Annotated in this window: 13 protein-coding genes; 11 read left to right on the forward strand and 2 right to left on the reverse strand. The window is 31.8% G+C overall.

The features are described from left to right. Positions 1-26: 26 nt before the first annotated feature. Both bsdtw1_RS03495 and bsdtw1_RS03500 read right to left on the reverse strand, forming a co-directional pair. Positions 27-2,642, reverse strand: coding sequence for a carboxylesterase family protein (locus bsdtw1_RS03495; protein WP_183276219.1), 2,616 nt, complete (start codon positions 2,640-2,642; stop codon positions 27-29). A 557-nt stretch (positions 2,643-3,199) separates the two neighbouring features. Beyond that, positions 3,200-4,549 (reverse strand): sigma-54 interaction domain-containing protein, encoded by a 1,350-nt coding sequence (locus bsdtw1_RS03500; RefSeq protein WP_183276220.1) that lies wholly within the window; start codon positions 4,547-4,549, stop codon positions 3,200-3,202. 587 nt (positions 4,550-5,136) lie between these two features. Here bsdtw1_RS03500 and bsdtw1_RS03505 point away from each other — a divergent pair. The 11 genes from bsdtw1_RS03505 to bsdtw1_RS03555 all read left to right on the forward strand — a co-directional run bounded on the left by bsdtw1_RS03505 (position 5,137) and on the right by bsdtw1_RS03555 (position 20,854). Beyond that, on the forward strand, positions 5,137-7,818 hold the full coding sequence (locus bsdtw1_RS03505; protein WP_183276221.1) for a sigma-54-dependent transcriptional regulator: 2,682 nt from the start codon (positions 5,137-5,139) through the stop codon (positions 7,816-7,818). A 131-nt stretch (positions 7,819-7,949) separates the two neighbouring features. Continuing rightward, positions 7,950-8,267 carry a PTS sugar transporter subunit IIA gene (locus bsdtw1_RS03510; protein WP_183276222.1) on the forward strand — a complete coding sequence of 106 codons (318 nt, stop codon included), beginning with the start codon at positions 7,950-7,952 and terminating at the stop codon, positions 8,265-8,267. A 161-nt stretch (positions 8,268-8,428) separates the two neighbouring features. Continuing rightward, a complete protein-coding gene (locus tag bsdtw1_RS03515) occupies positions 8,429-8,731 on the forward strand; it encodes a PTS sugar transporter subunit IIB (RefSeq protein WP_183276223.1) in 303 nt (100 codons plus the stop codon). Positions 8,732-8,768: 37 nt separating this feature from the next. Then, positions 8,769-10,046, forward strand: coding sequence for a PTS sugar transporter subunit IIC (locus tag bsdtw1_RS03520; RefSeq protein WP_205245268.1), 1,278 nt, complete (start codon positions 8,769-8,771; stop codon positions 10,044-10,046). 88 nt (positions 10,047-10,134) lie between these two features. Next, positions 10,135-12,339 carry a beta-glucosidase BglX gene (gene bglX, locus bsdtw1_RS03525; RefSeq protein WP_183276224.1) on the forward strand — a complete coding sequence of 735 codons (2,205 nt, stop codon included), beginning with the start codon at positions 10,135-10,137 and terminating at the stop codon, positions 12,337-12,339. A 53-nt stretch (positions 12,340-12,392) separates the two neighbouring features. Then, positions 12,393-13,811 (forward strand): glycoside hydrolase family 1 protein, encoded by a 1,419-nt coding sequence (locus bsdtw1_RS03530; protein WP_183276225.1) that lies wholly within the window; start codon positions 12,393-12,395, stop codon positions 13,809-13,811. 678 nt (positions 13,812-14,489) lie between these two features. Beyond that, a complete protein-coding gene (locus bsdtw1_RS03535) occupies positions 14,490-15,458 on the forward strand; it encodes an alpha/beta fold hydrolase (protein WP_183276226.1) in 969 nt (322 codons plus the stop codon). Between the two features lie 350 nt (positions 15,459-15,808). After that, positions 15,809-16,810 carry a conserved phage C-terminal domain-containing protein gene (locus tag bsdtw1_RS23430; protein WP_244638106.1) on the forward strand — a complete coding sequence of 334 codons (1,002 nt, stop codon included), beginning with the start codon at positions 15,809-15,811 and terminating at the stop codon, positions 16,808-16,810. A 362-nt stretch (positions 16,811-17,172) separates the two neighbouring features. Then, positions 17,173-18,177, forward strand: a complete 1,005-nt coding sequence (locus tag bsdtw1_RS03545) for an alpha/beta hydrolase (protein ID WP_183276227.1) — start codon at positions 17,173-17,175, stop codon at positions 18,175-18,177. Positions 18,178-18,310: 133 nt separating this feature from the next. Then, positions 18,311-19,426 carry an alpha/beta hydrolase gene (locus bsdtw1_RS03550; RefSeq protein WP_183276228.1) on the forward strand — a complete coding sequence of 372 codons (1,116 nt, stop codon included), beginning with the start codon at positions 18,311-18,313 and terminating at the stop codon, positions 19,424-19,426. Between the two features lie 276 nt (positions 19,427-19,702). Continuing rightward, positions 19,703-20,854 (forward strand): AI-2E family transporter, encoded by a 1,152-nt coding sequence (locus tag bsdtw1_RS03555; RefSeq protein ID WP_183276229.1) that lies wholly within the window; start codon positions 19,703-19,705, stop codon positions 20,852-20,854. The last annotated feature ends 63 nt before the right edge of the window (positions 20,855-20,917 follow it).

A 20,917-nucleotide genomic window follows, 5' to 3' on the forward strand; every position in this document is an offset into this window, starting at 1 on the left:
TTATTTTAATAAAACTAAACTTTTTGTTAGTTTGTTGCCTTTCTTCTTAATAGTACAAATCCTAAAGCAACTAGTGATGATGAAATGAGCATCATTAATGAGAAATCAACTACGGATCCTGTCTTTGGAAGAGTAGATGATGAGCTACTATTTGTCGCTGTTTGAGTTGTTTGAGTACTGTTATTTCCTGCTTGAGGAGTAGTAGCTGTTGTTCCATTGTTATTTCCTGTTTGAGGAGTAGTTGTTGAACCGTTATTGTTTCCTGTTTGTGCAGGAGCTTTTGTTTGGTCAAATAACCAATTAATCATCTCAGTATTCTTAAGTACTGGCACCCATGACCAATGTCTAAGTCCTCCATATAATTTCTGAGAGTTCATAAAGGCATCGTCGTAAATAGTTAGTTTTACCTTTGTGTCTCCAAGCTTCTGTAATGCTTCATATGCATACTTACTTGTTCTACTATCACAGGTTGGATCATTTTCAGCGTGAACTATCCATAGTGGAATATCTGTTATTCCTTTAAGTTTGTCCATAAAATCGCCAACTGCAACAGCTTCTGGTTGACTATAGTCACCAATTGTATCTTTAGCAGCAATTGCTATAGCACCTGCAAATAACTTTGGATACTGCATAAGGAATCTAAAGGTTCCACCGCCACCACTTGATGGTCCTACTAGATAAATACGGTTCTTATCTACTTTTCCACTTTCTATTAACTTCTGGATTAATTCATATTGCACATCATTATATTTTTCCATTAGAGGTAATTCTGTTGGGTTCTTATAAATAGCCCAACCGTAGTTTGCTGGAAATTGCACACTTAGTACTGATGTATCTTTTCCGGCTTCAATCCAAGTTGTTGCACCTCTATTTGCAGTGATATTTACATCATTGTCTGAACCTACCTCTCCGCCACCATGAAGCCAAACTACTAATGGTTGTGGAGTTGTGGATTTACTTGTATATAATCTGTAATTAAGTGAAATCCCATTGCTTCCTGTAAATTTTGCAGATGCAAAATCATCCGCAGTTTTTGTAGTAACCTTAGTTATATTTGATTGATCAAAGGACAATTCAGGATATTTTACACAGTTAACTGCACCAGGAGTTATATAACCTCCAAAATACTTGAATGGATTAACCTCCATTTTTATGGTGTTTCCGGTGATAGTCAATTTTATACCATCATCTGTATAGTTGTTTTGTGCTAACTTTCCATCTGGGCTCAAAGGATATCCATCGTAATTGCCAGTGATATCAAAATCAGATGCCTTTATATCCTTAACCTTGTTTATATCATCTACAGTTATTTCAAATGAACTAACCATTCTGCCAGCATCACCAACATAAGTATTTGCAGTAATACCTTTTATTTGTGCAATTGGAGTTGTTCTCTTAGTCTGTTGGAATAACCAGTCCATCATTCCAGTGTTTGATACACTTGTGTCTGCATAGTTATTGTATACTGGAACCCAAGCCCAATGTAGTAGGAAACCGCCAAGTCCTAAAGTAGCCATATACTCATCACTTAGAAGTGTTAAGTTTACTTTTGTGTCACCTAAAGATTTTAAGGCGTCATAGGCATATTTACTTTCGTTACTGTTGCATATTAAATCATTCTTTGAAGCTACTATCCAAAGAGGAATATTTGTTATTCCTTTTAATTTTTCTTTAAAATCAGGCAGTGCTATATCTTCTGGTTGGCTATAGTCTCCAATTGTATCCTTAGTTGATATTGCTATAGCTCCGGCGAATAGGTCAGGATATTGCATAAGAAATCTGAAAACGCCGCCACCACCACTTGATGCGCCTACCAAATAAATTTTATCTTTATCTACCTTTCCAGTCTGTACTAAGCTATCGATTAATTCTTTGTAGGTAACAAACATATCCTGCATTTTCTTTAATTGATCTGGTATACTATAAATTTTATAGCTATAGTTTTCGGGAAATTGAACACTTAGTACTGAGTTACTTCTACCATCTTCTATAGTAGACACAGCGGCTCTATTTGCAGTAAGTTGGCTTATATTATCAGTACCAACCTCATCTGAGCCACCACCATGAAGATAAACCATTAATGGTTGTGGACCAGGCTTTTTAGATGTATACATTCTATATTGAAGAGTAATTCCGTTGCTTCCTGTAAACTTTCCAGCTGTAAAATTATCTACAGTTCTTGTAGTCATCTTTGTTACTTTTGATGCATCAAAAGTAAGTTGCGAATATTTGCTGCAAGTTACAGCAAAATTATTCTTTGTAGTTCCACCAAAAGAAATAGCACCTTGATATTTGAATGGTTTAACATTCATAGTAATTATATTACCGGAAGTAGTCAATGAGATACCATCATCAGTATAATCAGGCGTAACTGTACTTGATAATGTCAAAGGGATACCGTTGTAGTTCCCCGTAATATCAAAATCTGAAGCTTTTAAATCTGAGACTTTATTGATATCATCCACGGTTATCTGGAATGAACTTACCATTCTGCCTGCATCTCCAATATAGGTATTTGCAACAATACCAGTTACGTTTGGAGCAGCGGTGACAGCACTGGCTTTTACTGTAGGTAATGCAAAGCTAGCAGTAGTGCAAGCTAATGCCAATGACATAAGAACTTTCTTTAGGCTGTTTTTCATTTTATTTCCCCCTTAAAATTGTAGTTTTTTATAAATAAAAAAACCTAAATAGTCATTAAACACTATATAAGGATACTCTAAGTTGATTTAAATCTTAAAAACTTATTGTATATAGCGTTAATAAAAAATTTAGGTTTTGCCTGCTAAAACAGTTACAATCCATAATTATTTTCTGAAATGTAATAATATATTTAGTTGTAATTTTTAGTATTAGATGAGAAAAGGTAGTTAATAAAAATGTCACAACTATGATTAAAGCAATAATTATGCCAATATGTAAATGTTTGTTAATTTATGATGTGTTTATTTATAAAGGGATAGCAAAATGATTGATTTTAGCTTGTAAATACAAGCTTTGTGAGGGGAGAAAATATTTATTTATATTAATACAATTCTACAAACGATTACAACTTCATAATAGCTAATTCTAGATAAGTTTCTAAAAATTTAGACGTTGTATAGCTTAATTTATGTTGTATGCCTGTAATAGCAATAAATAAAGAATTCTAATTTTTTAGAATTTAAGAACTTGGTTTCTAAAAAATTAGAAATTATTTTTACTTAGCTGTATTGAGTTTATTATAGAGTGAAGCAAGTGAAATCCCTAGTGCTTTTGCAACCTTTTTCTTACCTTCTACGGTATTGCCATATTGCGATATAGCTTTCTTTATTTCATTTGCCTCTGCATCTTTTACAACTCTATCTAAAGTTTTTATTTCTATGATTTCTTTCTTTAATCCTGAATCAAGTATCCTCTTAGGTAAATCATTACTAGTTATTATAGAGTTATCCGACATCATTAAGGCATACTCAATAGTGTTTTTTAGTTCTCTTACATTTCCAGGCCAATCGTAATGATATAAAACTTCTATGACATCATTTGATAGTATTACTTCTTTACCAAGGGTGTTTTGTGCTTCTGATAAATAATTCTTTACCAGCGGTATGATATCATCTCGTCTTTCTCTTAAAGGGTATAAATCTATGGTGAAAACTGCAATTCTAAAATAAAGATCTTGTCTGAACTTACTATCCAATATCATTGATTCTAGACTTTTGTTAGTTGCAGCGATAACTCTCACATCCACAGTGGTTTCTAAAAGACCTCCTACAGGTCTTATTACCTTCTCTTGTATTGCTCTTAATAATTTTGCTTGAAGTCTATAGTCCATTTCAGAAATTTCATCTAAAAATATAGTGCCTCCATCTGCTTCACGAAACAGTCCAGGTTTTCCTCCTTTTATTGCACCAGTGAAGGCTCCTTCTTCATATCCAAATAGCTCACTTTCTAGCAAATTGTTATCTAAAGCAGCGCAGTTAATGGCTACAAAAGCTCTATCGCTTCTTGAACTGGCATTGTGAATAGATTGAGCAAACAACTCTTTACCAGTTCCGCTTTCTCCTGTTATAAGTACGTTCGAATCTCTCTTTGCGATCTTTAATGCAAGGTTCTTTGTATTTTGAGATTTATAGTCGATACCTATAATATCATCTATTGTATATTTGGTATTATGTAACTGAGTAACACGTTTTCTTAAGTTACCTATTATTTTGTTTGACCTAGTAAGTCGCCTTATTAAGGTATATACATCATTAATCTCATTTACAATAGATATACCTCCAACAATTTCATTGTTTTCAATAATTGGAACCATGTTGACCACGTATTCTTTGTCATCAACTTTTCTAGGTATCCCAATAAGCTTTTGTCCGCTATTAATAACCTCAGGAAGTTTACTTCCTTCCCTTACAGTATGTAGAGGTTGTCCGATGATGATATCAGGGTTTACTCCCGTTATTCTAATATAAGATGGATTTATATAAATAATAGTGCAATTCTTATCTGCAATTAGAACTCCATCATGAAGAGAGTCCAATATACTTTTTTGTAGTTCATCAATTTTCATAATTATCACCTGAATATATATTTTTACAAACGTTTAGAATCTAGAAAATTTTAGGATGTATATGGTTAAATTCTAACACGTTATAATAAATTATCAAATAAGTATTGATAGTTATTGTTTCTAATAGTTCTAGGAAGTGGAGCGTTAAGTTGATTTACATTCTAAAAAGCCTTTTATAGAAGATGGATATTTTTAATCGCTTTGATATCACTTGTTATGAAGCCAATGAAGATACAAATAAAATGATTATCTCTTATGGAAATGTAGCAAGGAAGATTGTAAAAATCAACTTGCTCCTTCGATATTTAAATAGTGTAAAAAATACAGAAACTTTTAAGGAAAGTCAGAAGTGACTTTCTTTAATTGTTTTTTAAATATTTTTGTTTATATCCAATTTGTTTAGTTTTACATAAAATATAATTTTCGTATTTGTACTATGTCTCAATAATAGGGAAAATTATTATGAATAAAAATTTAATCTGTTACTTTAAATTTGATAAATTAACTGTAAATGTATATAATAAATTTCAATAATAATTTAAAGCATAAATAATTATGATATATACCTGAATAGAGGTGAGTATAGAGTGAAAAGAATAGATGAAGTTTATAAAAAGCTTATTGAACTTTATAATGGTGAAGGTATTAGTGCAGGAGAAATAGCAACATCACTAGGGTTAGATAGAGCAAATGTAAGTGCTGATTTAAATAAATTGAGTGAAGCTGGAAAAGTTTCAAAGATTAAAGGTAAGCCAGTACTATTTGTACCCCAGGAAATTAAGCTTGAGGAAAACATTCTGGAAAAGTTTGTAAAGAAGAATGCGAGCCTTTTTTCAGCGGTAGAGCAGGCTAAGGCTGCAATATTATATCCGCCTAAAGGGATGAATATGCTGATCTTAGGGGATACAGGTGTTGGTAAATCAATGTTTGCAACACTTGTACATAGATATGCCATTGAGATGGAAGTAATGCCAGAGGAAGCACCTTTCATAACCTTCAACTGTGCTGATTATGCCAATAATCCTCAATTACTACTTGGACAACTATTCGGAAGTGTAAGAGGGGCTTATACTGGTGCAGATGCTGATAAGCCTGGGCTAATTGAAAAGGCAAATGGAGGTATTCTTTTTTTAGATGAAGTTCATAGACTTCCTCCAGAAGGTCAGGAAATTTTCTTTACTTTTATGGATAAAGGAACCTTTAGAAGGTTAGGGGAAACTGATAATGAAAGATCTTCAAAAGTATTAATAGTTTCTGCAACTACGGAAAATCCAGACTCAACGCTTTTAAAAACCTTTACGAGAAGAATACCAATGATTATAAGAATTCCAAGTCTTAATGAAAGAACTTTGGAAGAAAGATTTAATTTAGTAAGCGATTTTATGAGAGAAGAGTCTGCAAGACTTAGAAAGTCAATAAAAGTTTCTGTAAACACAATGAGATCTCTTTTAAGCTATAGCTGTCCAAACAATGTGGGTCAACTTAGAACAGATATTCAGTTACTATGTGCAAAGGCTTATGCGGATTTTATAGCTCATAGAAAAGAAGAAATAGTTATAAGTAGCTTAGATATACCGCCTTATATAAGAGAAGGATTATATATGGGAACTGAGCATCGCCAGATATGGAATAAGTTAATCGGTATAAATAACAGATACTGCATCTTTGATACCAGTGAAGAAAATATGCTCTTTGAGGAATATAATAATAACGAAAGTATTTATGAGATGATAGACATAAGGTTTCATGAGTTAAAAACCAAAGGTGTGTCTGACGAAGAATTAGATAAAGAAATGGAAAAAGACATAGAAGACTATTTTGATAACTACATTCACGACGTAAGTAGTAAAGTGGATATGTCTAAGCTGGAAAATATAATTGAACCGAAAGTTATAAGAGTTGTTGAGGAATTAATAAGTTTAAGTGAAGAAAGACTTGGTAGAAAGTTAAGCAAAAAGGTTTATTATGGAATGGCTGTGCATATATCAAACTCTATAGAGAGAGTAAGAAAAAATAGAAAAATAGTAAATCCGCAGTTAAATTCTATTAGAACTCAATATAAAGAAGAGTTTAACTTGGCATTAGACTTTTTAAAAATAATAGATAGGACATTAGATATATCAATGCCTATTGATGAAGCTGGATTTTTATCACTTTTCTTAATTTATGATTATAGAGTTGTTGAAGAACACAATAAAGATGTAAAAGTCATTGTTATAGCTCATGGGCCTGCAACAGCAAGTTCGATGGTTGAAACAGCTAACAAACTTTTAGGCGTAAATTATGCAATAGGTATAAATGCACCTATAGAAGAAAAACCTAAAACTATACTTTCTAATATAAAAAATTATATTAAAGAAGCAAAATTAGATTCGGATGTATTATTTCTTGTAGACATGGGATCATTTACAACCTTTGGTGCAGAGCTTCAAAAAGAATTTGGAATAAGGACAAAAACAATACCTCTGGTAAGTACTCTTCACGTTTTAGAAGCAACAAGAAAAGCTATGATGGGATATACTCTTGAAGAAGTATATAAAGACACCTTAAGTGTTAATGTTTTGATGGAAGCTAATGAAGAAGAACTTATAGAAGAAGATGAGATAGGAGAAAAACTAGCTATTATAACTATTTGTACTACAGGAGAAGGTAGTGCAATAACAGTTAAGAATATGCTCCACAGAGAGCTTGATTTTGATAGCAATCTTTTAGCGGTTATACCTATAAATCTTGTTGGGAAAGGCAGTGTATATAAAAGGATAAAGGAAATAGAAAAAGATCATACTGTTGTATGCCTAGTAAGTTCTTTTAGCCTAGATACTAAAATTCCTCAATTTGGACTGGAAGATATGTTTAATCCTGATGCTATAAAATTAATGCAAAGGTACATTGATCTACAGACGGCTTACCTTAAAATGGGAGATACACTGGAGATGCAGCTTAAAAATATAAGTGGTAAAGCAGCATTGATTGATATAAGAAGGTTTAACAGTATGGTAGAAGAGGCTCTTAATATAAAGCTAGACACTAACTTTCTAATTGGTATATCTTTTCATATGGCTAGTATGATAGATAGGCTTAAAGAAGGAAAGTATATTGATGAATTTGAGAATAAAGAGAAGTATATTAGAGAAAGTCCAGAATTGTATAATGTAGTTAAAGGTACTACGGATTTTTTAAATAAAAAGTACCAAATAGAAATTACCGAAGATGAGATATGTTATATAATGAGATTTTTTGATTACAGGAATTATATAAAAAAAGCGTAAGCTTTAATCCTACAATTCATTAAAATATGGGTTGTAGGATTTGTTTTTGTTTGATGTGTGTTGGCATGAAAATTGCTTGTATTATTAGTATAACAAACATAACACTTTAAACGTAGAGAGGATGTCGCATTATGGAAGAAATGATATTTGGAATAATAGTTAATGGCGGAGATGCAAGAAGCAGGGCAATGAATGCTATAAGAGAAGCCAAAAAGGGAAATATAGATAAAGCTAAAGAACTAATCGAAGAAGCCAATGTTTTTTTAGGAAAAGCCCACGATGTTCAAACAGAATTAATTCAAAATGAGGCTGCAGGGAATAAGACTGAGATGTCTCTTCTTATGGTTCACGCTCAGGATCATCTTATGAATGCAATGACAGTAAAAGATATGGCAATAGAATTCATTGATATGTACTGTGAGATGCTAGAGCTAAAGAATAATAAATAAAACACAGATATAACACAGATTAAACACACTTTAACACACATTTAACATTAAGTACAAAATAATAGTTTATAAGTAAAGTAATGTGTGTTGGCATAGAAGTTGCTTTATAAATAAGCATGAATAATAAATTATAAATTAAACTATTTGAGGAGGAATTATAAATGTTACAAATTACTTTAATATGTGCTGGTGGAATGTCAACAAGTATGTTAGTAGCAAAAATGCAAAAGTCAGCAAAGGATAAAGGTATAGAAACAGAAATAAGAGCTACAGCTGAAGGAAAGTTCAAAAAAGAATATAGTGATAAAACAGATGTATTACTATTAGGACCACAAGTAGGGTTCATGCTTAATGATTTTAAAAAAGAATATGAACCAAAAGGGATGAAGGTTGATGTAATAGATAGTATAGACTATGGAATGATGAATGGTGAGAAGGTTTTAAACAAAGCTTTAAGTTTATAGAGTTTAAATTAAAAAAGGATATAAGGGGGATAAAAAAATGAGTATAAATGTTCAAGGAATACAACAAAAGATTCAGCCTGTAGTAAATAAATTATCCAATAATAGATATTTGAAGGCAATGATGGGAGGAATGATGGCAGGAATGCCGGCAACAATTATAGGATCACTAGCAACATTGTTGAAATCCTTGCCAATAGCACCATATCAAAGTTTTATAACATCTCATGGAATAGATAAGTATTTACAATTGCCTGTAATTCTTACAACAAACATATTAGCTTTAATATTTGTGGTTTGTATCACTTATACTTTAGCTGAGAGTTTTGATGTAAAAGGAATTGGACCAGCGATAATAGCTTTAGTTTCTTTTTTAGTACTTACTCCTTTGCAGACAGCTAAAACTGCTTATGGAACGGATGCAACATTGATTCCTATGGATTGGCTTGGATCAACTGGCGTATTTACAGCACTCATAGTAGCTTTTGTAGTAGGAAGACTGTATGTTGCTATAGTACAAAGAGGATGGACTATTAAGATGCCAGAATCTGTTCCACCGTTTATTAAGGATTCGTTTGCAAGTTTAGTCCCAGGAACAATTATAACAACAATATTTATAGTTATATCTGCTGTTTTTGCAAATACTCCATTTGGTAGTGTACATGCTTTTATTTATGGAATCCTACAATTACCATTACAACATTTGGGCGGAAGTTTTGGTACTCTTGTATTCGTAGCTATATTAAGTCAAGTATTATGGGCGTTTGGTATACATGGAAGTATGGTGGTACTTTCAGTAATGATGCCTATATGGGGGGCTATGGATGCTGCCCAACTTAGTGCTTATTCTGCAGGAAAACCACTGCCAAATATAGTAGGAATGATGTTCTTTACTATATATACTTTTGGAGGAACCGCTTTAGGATTGGCAATAGTTATGCTAAAAGCAAAAAGCGAAAGATTTAAAACACTTGGAAGATTATCGATTGTGCCAGCAATATTTGGAATAACTGAACCTATTATATTTGGTACTCCTTTAGTTCTGAATCCAATATTTGTAATACCATTTGTATTTGGAAATGTAATTTCGTTAGTTTTAGCATATGTATCAACAATAATAGGAATTATACCACCTCCAAATGGAATAGGGGCACCATCTGGAACTCCTATAGTTCTACAAGGTCTAATAGCTGGTGGTTGGAGAAATGCTATATTCCAAGTAGTATTAGTTATACTGTGGGTAGTATTATGGTACCCATTCTTTAAAATAGCTGATAAAAAGGCATTGGAAGAGGAAACAGTGGTAGTTCAACAATAATTGCATAATTTAATCAATAGTCTCTCTAAATTTTTTGGAGAGACAGTTTTTATATATCATAGAGATAATAAAGTTATGGAGGCAGGTTATGGAAAAGGATAGATTAGTAGAACTCTTAAATAAAATGACTATAGAAGAAAAGATTTACCAACTAGTTCAATTAGATGCTTCATTATATAGTGAAAAAGCAGCAATTACTGGACCAAAAGCCAAATTAGGAATAAGCGATGAGGTCATAGATAATATCGGTTCTGTTTACAATGTGTATGGAGCAGAAAAAGTAAGAAATATACAAGAAGATTACTTAAAGAAAAGCAGACATAAGATACCGCTTTTATTTTGTGCAGACGTAATTTATGGATATAAAACAATTTTGCCAATTCCATTGGCTTTTGGATGCTCTTGGAATCCTGAGTTAGTAAAAGAAGGTTTTGAAATGGTAGCAAAAGAAACATCTGCAGCAGGAGTACATGGGGTGTTCTCTCCGATGGTTGATTTAGCACGTGATCCTAGATGGGGAAGAGTAATGGAATCTACAGGAGAAGACGCTTATCTAAATAGTGCCTACGCAAAGGCGGAGGTAGAAGGTTTTCAAGGAAATTTAGATAATAATCATGTGGCTTCCTGTGTAAAGCACTTTGCTGCTTATGGAGCACCTGAAGCAGGAAGAGAGTATAACACAGTTGATATGTCCGAAAGAAAGCTTAGACAAGATTATTTGCCTTCATACAAAGCAGCAGTTGATGCAGGGTGTAAGATGGTAATGACCTCTTTCAATACAGTAGATGGAATCCCTTCTACGGGAAATAAGTGGTTGATGCGTGATGTTCTAAGAGAAGAGTGGGGATTTGACGGTGTAACGATATCTGATTATGCTGCTATTAAAGAGCTTATAGATCATGGTGTAGCTGAAGATGAAGATCATGCAGCAAAGCTTGGAATTGAAGCTGGAGTAGATTTTGACATGAAGACACCTATATATGCAAAACATTTAAAAGGGTTGGTTGAAAGAAATGAAGTTGATATGAAGCTTATAGATGAGGCCGTACTAAGAATATTAAACTTAAAGAATGATTTAGGTTTATTTGAAGATCCGTATCGTGCAGTTGATGCTGAGATTGAGAAAATGATTATAAATTCTGAAGAAAATAAAAAGTTATCTAGAAGTTTAGCTGAAGAATCAATAGTATTATTAAAAAATGATAATAAGGTCTTACCTATAGATAAAAATAAAAAGGTAGCGTTAATAGGGCCTTACATTAATGAGAGAGCATTAACTGGAATGTGGGCAATTGCAACAGATCCTAAGTTAGTAACTACTTTAGAAGAAGCTATGAAAAACAAAATAGGAGAAAACTTAGCTTGTGCTCATGGAAGTGATATTGTAGATGATTATTCATTCATGGGAGAATTTGCAGCTTATTTTCAAAATTCTGTTGCCAAGAGAGATATAGAAAAAGATATTGAAGAAGCTGTAAGGGTTGCAGCAAATGCAGATGTAATAGTTGTAGCTTTAGGTGAACATGCTTTCCAAAGTGGAGAAGCTGCAAGTCGTACAGAACTGACAATAGATAAGATTCAAATAAAGTTGTTAGAAAAATTAAGTGGGTTAAATAAACCTATTATTTGTATATTATTCAATGGAAGGCCTTTAGTTCTGGATAATGTATTAGATAAAGTAGATGGTTTAATTGAGGCATGGTTCCCTGGATCAGAAGGAGCTTTAGCGGTTGCAGATATACTTTGTGGAGATGTAAATCCTTCAGGTAAATTAAGTATGAGTTTCCCAATTAATGTTGGACAAATTCCTGTTTACTATAATGAATTTAAAACAGGAAGACCAATAGTTGGATCAGGGCATACAGGTAGGTTCGTTTCTAAATATATTGATATAGACAATGAACCGAAATACCCATTTGGATATGGATTATCATATACCGAATTTGAGTATGGAGATATAACCTTGGATAGTGATATTCTAACTACTAATGGTGTTATTAGAGCAACCATATCTGTAAAAAACATTGGTAAAGTAAAGGGGAAAGAAACAGTTCAAATATATGTTCAAGATTTAGTTGGTAGTGTAGTAAGACCAGTTAAAGAATTAAAAGGCTTTAAGAAAGTTGAACTTGAGCCAAACGAAAGTATAGATGTAGAGTTTGTAATTAATGAAAACGACTTGAAATTCTTCACAAAAAATATGAAGCTCGAAGCTGAAAAAGGTAAGTTCAAATTATTCATTGGAAAAAACAGTAGAGATGTAAAAGAAGCATCATTTGAATATAAAGTATAAGTGCATATTCTTATTAGGTTAGAATTGTATTTGAAAAACTAGGAGGATAGAACATGAATAAAGGATTTCCAAAGGGATTTTTATGGGGAGGAGCATTAGCTGCTCACCAGTGTGAAGGAGCTTATAACGAAGATGGAAAAGGCCTTTGTACTGCTGATACATTGATATGTGGAAATGTAATGGAAAGATTGTTTAATATAAGCACAGATATAAAAGATGGAATTTATTATCCAAGCCATGAAGCTATTGATTTCTATCATAGATATAAAGAAGATGTTAAGTTATTTGCAGAGATGGGATTTAAGACATTGCGTACAAGCATAGCATGGTCAAGAATATTTCCTAATGGAGATGATGAAACTCCAAACGAAAAAGGATTACAATTTTATGATGATCTTTTTGATGAGCTATTAAAGTACGATATTAAACCTGTAATAACTCTATCTCATTATGAATTGCCTCTAGGTTTATTAAATAAATATGGAGCATGGTCAAATAGAGAGGCTATAAAGTTTTTTGAAACTTATGCTAAGACCGTATTTGAACGTTATAAAGATAAAGTTAAGCATTGGTTGACTTTTAATGAAATAAATGTAGTAAAAATGATGCCATATCTAGGAGGAGGAATGTTGCTAAGTCATACAGATCCTGAGTTTTTACAAAAAGCATATCAAGCAGCACATCATCAGTTTGTAGCCAGCAGTTTAGCAGTAAAGGCGTGTCATGAAATAATACCAGATGCAAAGATTGGAATGATGATGGCTGGAATGTTGTCATATCCAAAAACTTGCAATCCAAATGATGTATGGAAGAATGTTGAAATGGAACGTAACTCTTTATTCTTCTCAGATGTTATGATGAGGGGATATTATCCTTCTCATATCAATAGATATTTTGAAGAGAATAATATAAGTATTGAAATTGAAAACGGGGATTTAGAGCTTATTAAGACATATACAACCGATTTTCTAGCTTTTAGTTACTATATGTCAAGCGTAACAAGTGCAGATCCTGAAGATAATAAAATGACAGGTAATTTTGCCATGGGTATAAGTAATCCTTATTTAGAGACAAGTGAATGGGGATGGCAGATTGATCCTACTGGTTTAAGAATATATTTAAATCAACTATATGATAGGTATCAAAAACCACTATTTATAGTAGAGAATGGTTTAGGAGCTGTAGATACTGTTAATGAAGATGGAACTATAGAGGATGACTATAGAATCGATTACCTAAAGCAACATGTCTTAGCTATGAAAGAAGCAATTAAAGACGGAGTTGAACTCTTAGGGTATACACCTTGGGGATGTATTGATCTTGTAAGCTGCTCTACAGGTGAAATGAAAAAGAGATATGGCTTTATATATGTAGACAAAGATAATGAAGGTAATGGTACATTAAAGCGTTCAAAGAAGAAGAGTTTTTATTGGTATAAAGATGTTATAGAGAGTAATGGAGAGAAACTATAGAATTTATAAGATGAAAGATTCAATGGATAAAGTAATATCTTATGGAATAGAGATATTTCTAGAGTACTAGAATGGCTGCCTTTAGAAAGTAGTTATTCAGGTATTATAGTGGGAATGTAGGAATTTAAGATCTTTTTATTGCATTAGTATATTACGAGTCTAAGTTATGATATAAGAAAGTTATTATACAGTATAACTATTATTAGAAAAATTAAGAAGTTATAAAATCCATAGAAGCTCATTACACAAATAAAGCCGTGCTTAAAGGTAAATAAACTCCTTTTATGCATGGCTTTTATTCTATAAGGATTAATTAATATTTGTTTTAAAACAGCTACTTATCATAATAAAACGTTATATCAGACCATCCACCATTATAGAAATAATTGTCATCATCTCTGTATTTAAATCTAGCTATCCATCATAAAGGCTCCATTCATAAATTTTACTTAAATTTAATATAGTTGTAATTTAAATAAAATATTATTAATTAAATGTATAGTTGAGATAGAGCATATAGTTGTTTTTTAACAATAAAATTATGTATTGGTATTAAGCTTTTGTTATTTATTTAGATAAAATTGTAAAATATACTAGAACTTAGTGTTAAAATTATATATTATAGTTATGTAGTAAAAATATTACAAATAATTAAGTATATGGTACAGGAGAGGTTTTATGTTGAAAGGAAAATCTGTAAAAAAGTTATTCTCAGCTTTATTAGTAACAGTATTGGCAGGCTCATTATCTTCAGTGAATGTAATGGCTAAGGAAAATATTAAATCAAAAGAGGGGTTAGTAAATATAGGTGATAAGAGGCTAAATGCAAAGATAATGGGACATGGAAATGTATCTGTTGTGTTTGATTCTGGATACGGCGATGGACTGTATACCTACTCAGAAGACCCAACTTTTGAAACTTGGGGAACTGTCCAAGCTGAAATAGCTAAAAGGGCTAAAACAATCGCTTATGACAGAGCTGGGTTAGGATTGAGTGATGTAGGGCAGAACAGACCATCTTTAAGCGATGCAGATATAAATACTGCTATAAATGGCGGGGAAATACCGTTTGATATCTCTATATTTAATAAAGGTACAGGTAAAACAGCAATTGATAGGGCGAGAGACCTTCACGCACTTTTAGACAAAACAAAGGTAAAAGCTCCATATATATTAGTGGTTCATTCTATATCAATGCTAGAGGCAGTTGAGTTTGCAAAGCTTTATCCTAAAGATGTTGCAGGAATAGTAAGCGTAGATGGTTCTTGGGATACTGTTACAGAAGATGCTGTTGCATGGGCTAAGGTTGAAATGCCAGAGATTATAGATCTATTCTTAGGACAATTTACTGCTGCAGATGGAACTTTAAGTGAAGAATTACAAAGTGAACTTCAAGTTAGACATGCAGGAGATGTATTAAGAAATATTCCATTTACAATACTTCACCCATCAGATGAAGGCATGGGGGAAAGTTATCAAAACATGACTAATGAGAAAATGAAAGAGTGGACAAATTGGTCTAATTATTCAAAGGAAATATTAGTTCCAAATACAGGACATTATATCATGAAAGATAATCCTCAGTATGTAATAAATGCAATCAATGATATGATCAAAATTGTTGAAAATAAAGGGAAATGTAAATAGGTTATAGAAATTAAGCAATTGGAAGATAAAAAGTAGAATAGGGTTTAGTGTTTAGATATACGTATTTATGAAAAAGCAAGAAGTTAATCTGTATTTCATATGATTAATTTCTTGCTTTTATTTTGGATAATTATATTTTGAACATGTTTAAGTATTCTTCCTTATTGCACAATAAATAAAATTAAATCACATTAGGAGCATATATGGCTATATGGAAAGAAATTAACCACTATAAATCGTATAAATTCTTAAAGATATCTTAACAATTCCTTACAAACCACTCTAACGAAAATTTTATGGGTATAATAGGAAACATATTATGGAGTAAATTATATTTTCGGAGGGGTAATATGAAATACAATGTTATGGGATTTAGTCAAGAAAAATTAATTGAGAAGGGGCTTGATCTTAAGGATGCAGCACTTTTAAGGTACCTAATTGACTTTATTGGTACTGATAAGATGAGGAAAGAAATTGTTGAAGGTGAAGTGTATTACTGGATCAAATATGATGGAGTAGTAAAAAAATATCCTATTTTAGGGTTTAATAATGTTGACAGTGTTTATAGAAGATTAAAGAAATTTGTCAGATTAAAAATTTTGAAGCACCTAACTATTAGGGCTAACGGTACTTATTCCTACTATGCCTTTGGGGAGGATTATTTAGATTTAATTTCAAGCACTAGTCATGCTAAAGCTACAGGTAAAGAATATAGTCATAAAGTTAAAAAGAATGTAAGTAATAATTTAATTGAAAATAAATTTGAGATGGATGTGGACTTAAATAATGATTCAATTGAAGAGGAGCGCAAAGATAATAAAATCACTGTTGAAAAAAATATAGAAGGCACTTCTATTATCAACTCGGATGAAAAGTTCTCTATGGACGGATTGAAATTCTTAGGGGGTAAGGATAATAATCCTGCAGCGATCGAATGGAAATACGGACCAAATAATTATTCTATTAATAATTATTCTATTAAAAATAATATATATAAAAAGAAAGATAAAGAAGATAAAGTAAAAGATAATATTATTAAACAGATTGTAGATTATCTTAATTTAAAAGGTAATATGAACTATAAACATACTAGTGCTATTACTATTAAAAATATAAAAGCAAGACTTAATGAAGGTTTTATACTTAATGATTTTTATAAGGTTATAGACAATAAATTTTTAGAATGGTATGAAACAGATATGGAAAGATTTTTAAGACCTGAAACTTTATTTGGTAATAAGTTTGAAGGTTATTTAAATCAAAAGCCTATCACAAAAAGAGATAATGAAAAATCCTTTGTCGCAGAAAATGAAAGCAGACCTAATGCTGGAATGTACAAACTGCTAGACTAGAGATGAATACAAAATATTAATTGTATTATGAAAGTGTGTATTCTAAGGCCAGATTATTAATATAGTGAAATAAGCTACAAGTGGCATATTTCCTATATATTTATATAATTATTTGTTTTTATAAAGTTATAATTATTTAATTATAAAAATTTTTTTAGTTTGTAAGAAACTTAAGATTTAACAAAAATATATACAAAATTCAAACTTCTATACAATAAATTATATATGTTAACAATTACAATAGATATCATAAGTTAAAAATACTGTTTAATTAGATATCTAACATAAAGAAAGAGATAAAGTAATACAAATAATGTTTAGAACAGAAAAAATATAATTTTAATATTTAGGAGGAGTAGAAAGTGTTTAGTGAAAAATATAGTCTGTGGAAGAAAGATCAATATAGTTACCCAGTAATGGGAAGTTTCATTCCTAACATGGTAAGTTACATTCATGACGAGGATAACAAGGTAAGACCAGCGGTGATAGTAGTGCCTGGTGGTGGATATGCCATGGTGTCGCCAACAGAAGGGGAAATTGTTGCATTAGAATTTTATAATAAAGGCTACAACACATTCGTTGTGACCTATACTACAAACTTACTAATGACTGAACCTCTAAGATTGCAGCCTTTAAGAGATCTATCTAAAGCAGTTATGGTTGTTAGAAAAAAACACGAAGAGTTTCATGTAGCTTTAGATAAAATAGCCATATGTGGATTCTCAGCCGGAGGACATCTTTGTGGAAGTTTGGCGGTTCATCATGGTATAAAGGAATTATTGATTGATGGAGAATACGAAGGAATAAGCAATTGCCCTAATGCTGTAATATTATCTTATCCTGTTATTTCAACTGGGGAACAGGCACATAGAGAGTCATTTATAGCATTATTAGGTAAAGATGCAACTAAAGAAGAATTAGAATTTATGTCTTTGGACAAGCAGGTTAAAAAGGATACTCCACCTGTATTTCTTTGGCATACTGCAACGGATGAATTAGTACCGGTAGAAAATAATTATTTGTTTGCAGAGGCTTGTAAGGCACAAAAAGTAAATTTTGAACAACATATATTTGGAAATGGAAGACATGGATTGTCTTTGGCAAATAAAGATTGGGCTACGAATAACTTTGGAGGGCAATATACTTTAGAACAATTTCTAGATACATTGGAGTTTTTAGTTAATAATAAAGTGGAGCTTCCACCACCATTTAACATGGCTGGGCAGCTTCCAGAAGGAGTAAATATTAGAGATGCAATATTACAGGGAATGAGTGAATTTGCACCAGAATCACAACCTGACGAAGGTATTGCAGTTTGGCCTATATTAGCGCATAATTGGTTAAAGAAGGTATTAAATATTGATTAATGTACTTTTTGATTTCAATTATTGATGTATAAAAGGTAGATGTGAAATAAAACTACAAATTGAAGGTACATTAGCGATTCTTTCATTGGCATATATTTATAATAAAAAAGTATATTAAAAGGGTGAGAATGATATGAGAAAATATGAAGACATCGCAATTGAAAAACTTCAAAAAGAAACTAAAGTTATTGATAATAATGGCTTGAAGGTTATTTTAAAACCAATTCCAGGAGAAGATAGGCCAGGATATTTGGATCCAGTAGAACTAGGCATTATGATGAAGCAAGCAGAAAATAATTCTAACCAAGAGATGCCTGAAACAATGCCACCATTAGAAGTAATAATACCAATCATAAGGGATTCTATGGGGTTTCCAAACTATAATCTAAATACTGTTGAGATTCATACAAAATATGAGGAGCTAACAGGAAGCGGTAATACAGTAGGATTATGGCACTATTATCCAAGAAAATCTGAGAAAACTAAAAATAAGCCAGCTCTAGTATTTTTTCATGGTGGCGGCTGGATTGGTGGAAGTGTATACACCGTAGAAAATTTCTGTAAGCTTATAGCTGAATTAGCAGATGCAGTAGTGTTCAATGTTGATTATTCTTTAGCTCCAGAAAAGCCATTTCCAAACGGTTTGAATGATAACTACTACGCAGTTAAGCATATTTATGATAATGCAGAAGCTTACGGAATTGATCCAAACAAAATTTCTGTTGGAGGGGATAGTGCTGGTGGTAACTATGCAGCAGCGGTATCTCTAAAATCAAAAGATTTAGGAGATACAAAGATAGCAATGCAGGTACTTATCTATCCGGCTGTTACTATTGGAGAGGCTAAAGCAGAGGGGTATGAATGGAATGAGGATTTCTTTGAAGTATCAGAAGAGCATGGAGAAATCATCAAGAAAGGTTGTCTTGGACTTGGAAGACCAGGAAAAATTGAAGATGATTTGATGGCAGGATCATATATTGGTAATGCTCAAGATATCTATAATCCTTATATAAGCCCAATGGTTGCAAAATCACATGAAGGACTTCCAAAAACAATTGTAGCAGTGGCAGAATTTGATGGTTTAAGACTTCAAGGTGAGTTCTATGCAAAACAGCTTAAGGAAGCTGGAGTAGATACAACCTGCTATCGCTATAAAGGTATGACTCATGCATTTATTGATAAATTAGGACATGTTGCTCAAGCAGAGGATTTATGTATTGAGATAGCTAAGGCTATGAAGGAACTATAAGTATTAAAGCATAGTGCAAACAAAAAAAGTTTAAATCTTGATATTGATGAAAACTCAGACTATCTAACCTTTATTTTGGGCAGAAAGTCTGAGTTTTTATTAATTCTAATACTTCAATAAAATAATTTATATACTAAAAAATATAAATGGTACTATGAAATTTTTATACTATCAGATATAATGGAGTAAATTTTTTTATTTGCATAGTATAAAATCAGGATGGATACGGATATAAAATCTAAAAAATAACAGTTCAAAGAAGGAAGTGATATTATAATGGACTTAGAAAAGAAACTTAGAGGGAAAATTACTATTTTACTTGTTTTAGCATTTGCACTATATATTGTATTTAACCATTGGGGTAATGTAATGGGAATGCTAAGCAGTGTATATGAATTGTTCTTCCCATTTATATTAGGTGGATGTATTGCCTTTATTATTAATATACCGGTTACATTTATATCTAAAAAATTGTTGAAGCTTAAAAGGAAAGGCCATGGTAAAGTAATTATAAAATATAGCAGAGCCATCAGTATAGTGCTTTCCTGCTTTCTTATACTTGGAGTTTTAGCAGCAATTTCATCGATCATTATACCAAATATTATTGACACAGTTAAAATATTGCCAGCAGCCTTCGATAGTTCCACAATAGCATTTCAAAACTGGCTTGACAGCAATACTTGGTTAGCTAATAATGTGATGAACCTAGTTAATAATATGGGCATAGATTGGAATCATATTTTTAACACTATAAAATCTACTGCATTTAATGGAGCTACTTCAGTTTTAATTTCAACTTTAGGCGCAGCAACAACCTTTGCAAGTGCTACAGTAGAATTCATATTAGCGTTTATATTTGCTATATACATATTGGCACAAAAGGAGAAATTAGGTATCCAGTTTAAAAAATTACTATATGCCTTCATGAAAAAAGAAAATGTAGATTCAATACTAGAAGTGTTAAATCTAACCAGTGAGACTTTTTCAAATTTCATCACTGGACAATGTACTGTTTCTGCAATTTTAGGAGTTCTGTTTTTTGTAGCTTTGATGCTTTTTAAGTTACCATACGCTCTTGTAGTTAGTATACTTATTGGATCTTTTTCAATTATCCCAGTTTTAGGTTCGGCAATCGGATGCATTTTAGGTGCATTTTTGATTTTAATGGTTTCTCCTATAAAGGCAGGTATTTTCTTATTTATTTTTATAGCAATCAAGCAATTGGAAGATAATTTGATTTATCCAAAGGTCGTGGGAAATTCAATTGGACTACCTTCTATTTGGGTGTTATTTGCAATAACTTTAGGAGGAAAAACATTCGGAGTTCCAGGTATGATAATATTCATTCCTTTATGTTCAGTAGCTTATGTTTTACTTCGTAAAGAAGTAAATATTAGATTGGAGAAAAAAGCTTTAAAAATAAATTAAGATATAGTATTTGTATATACTTATTTAATAGAGAAGAAAGAATAAATTAATACAATAAAACGA

The organism is Clostridium fungisolvens (assembly GCF_014193895.1).
Lineage (GTDB): Bacteria > Bacillota > Clostridia > Clostridiales > Clostridiaceae > Clostridium_AR > Clostridium_AR fungisolvens.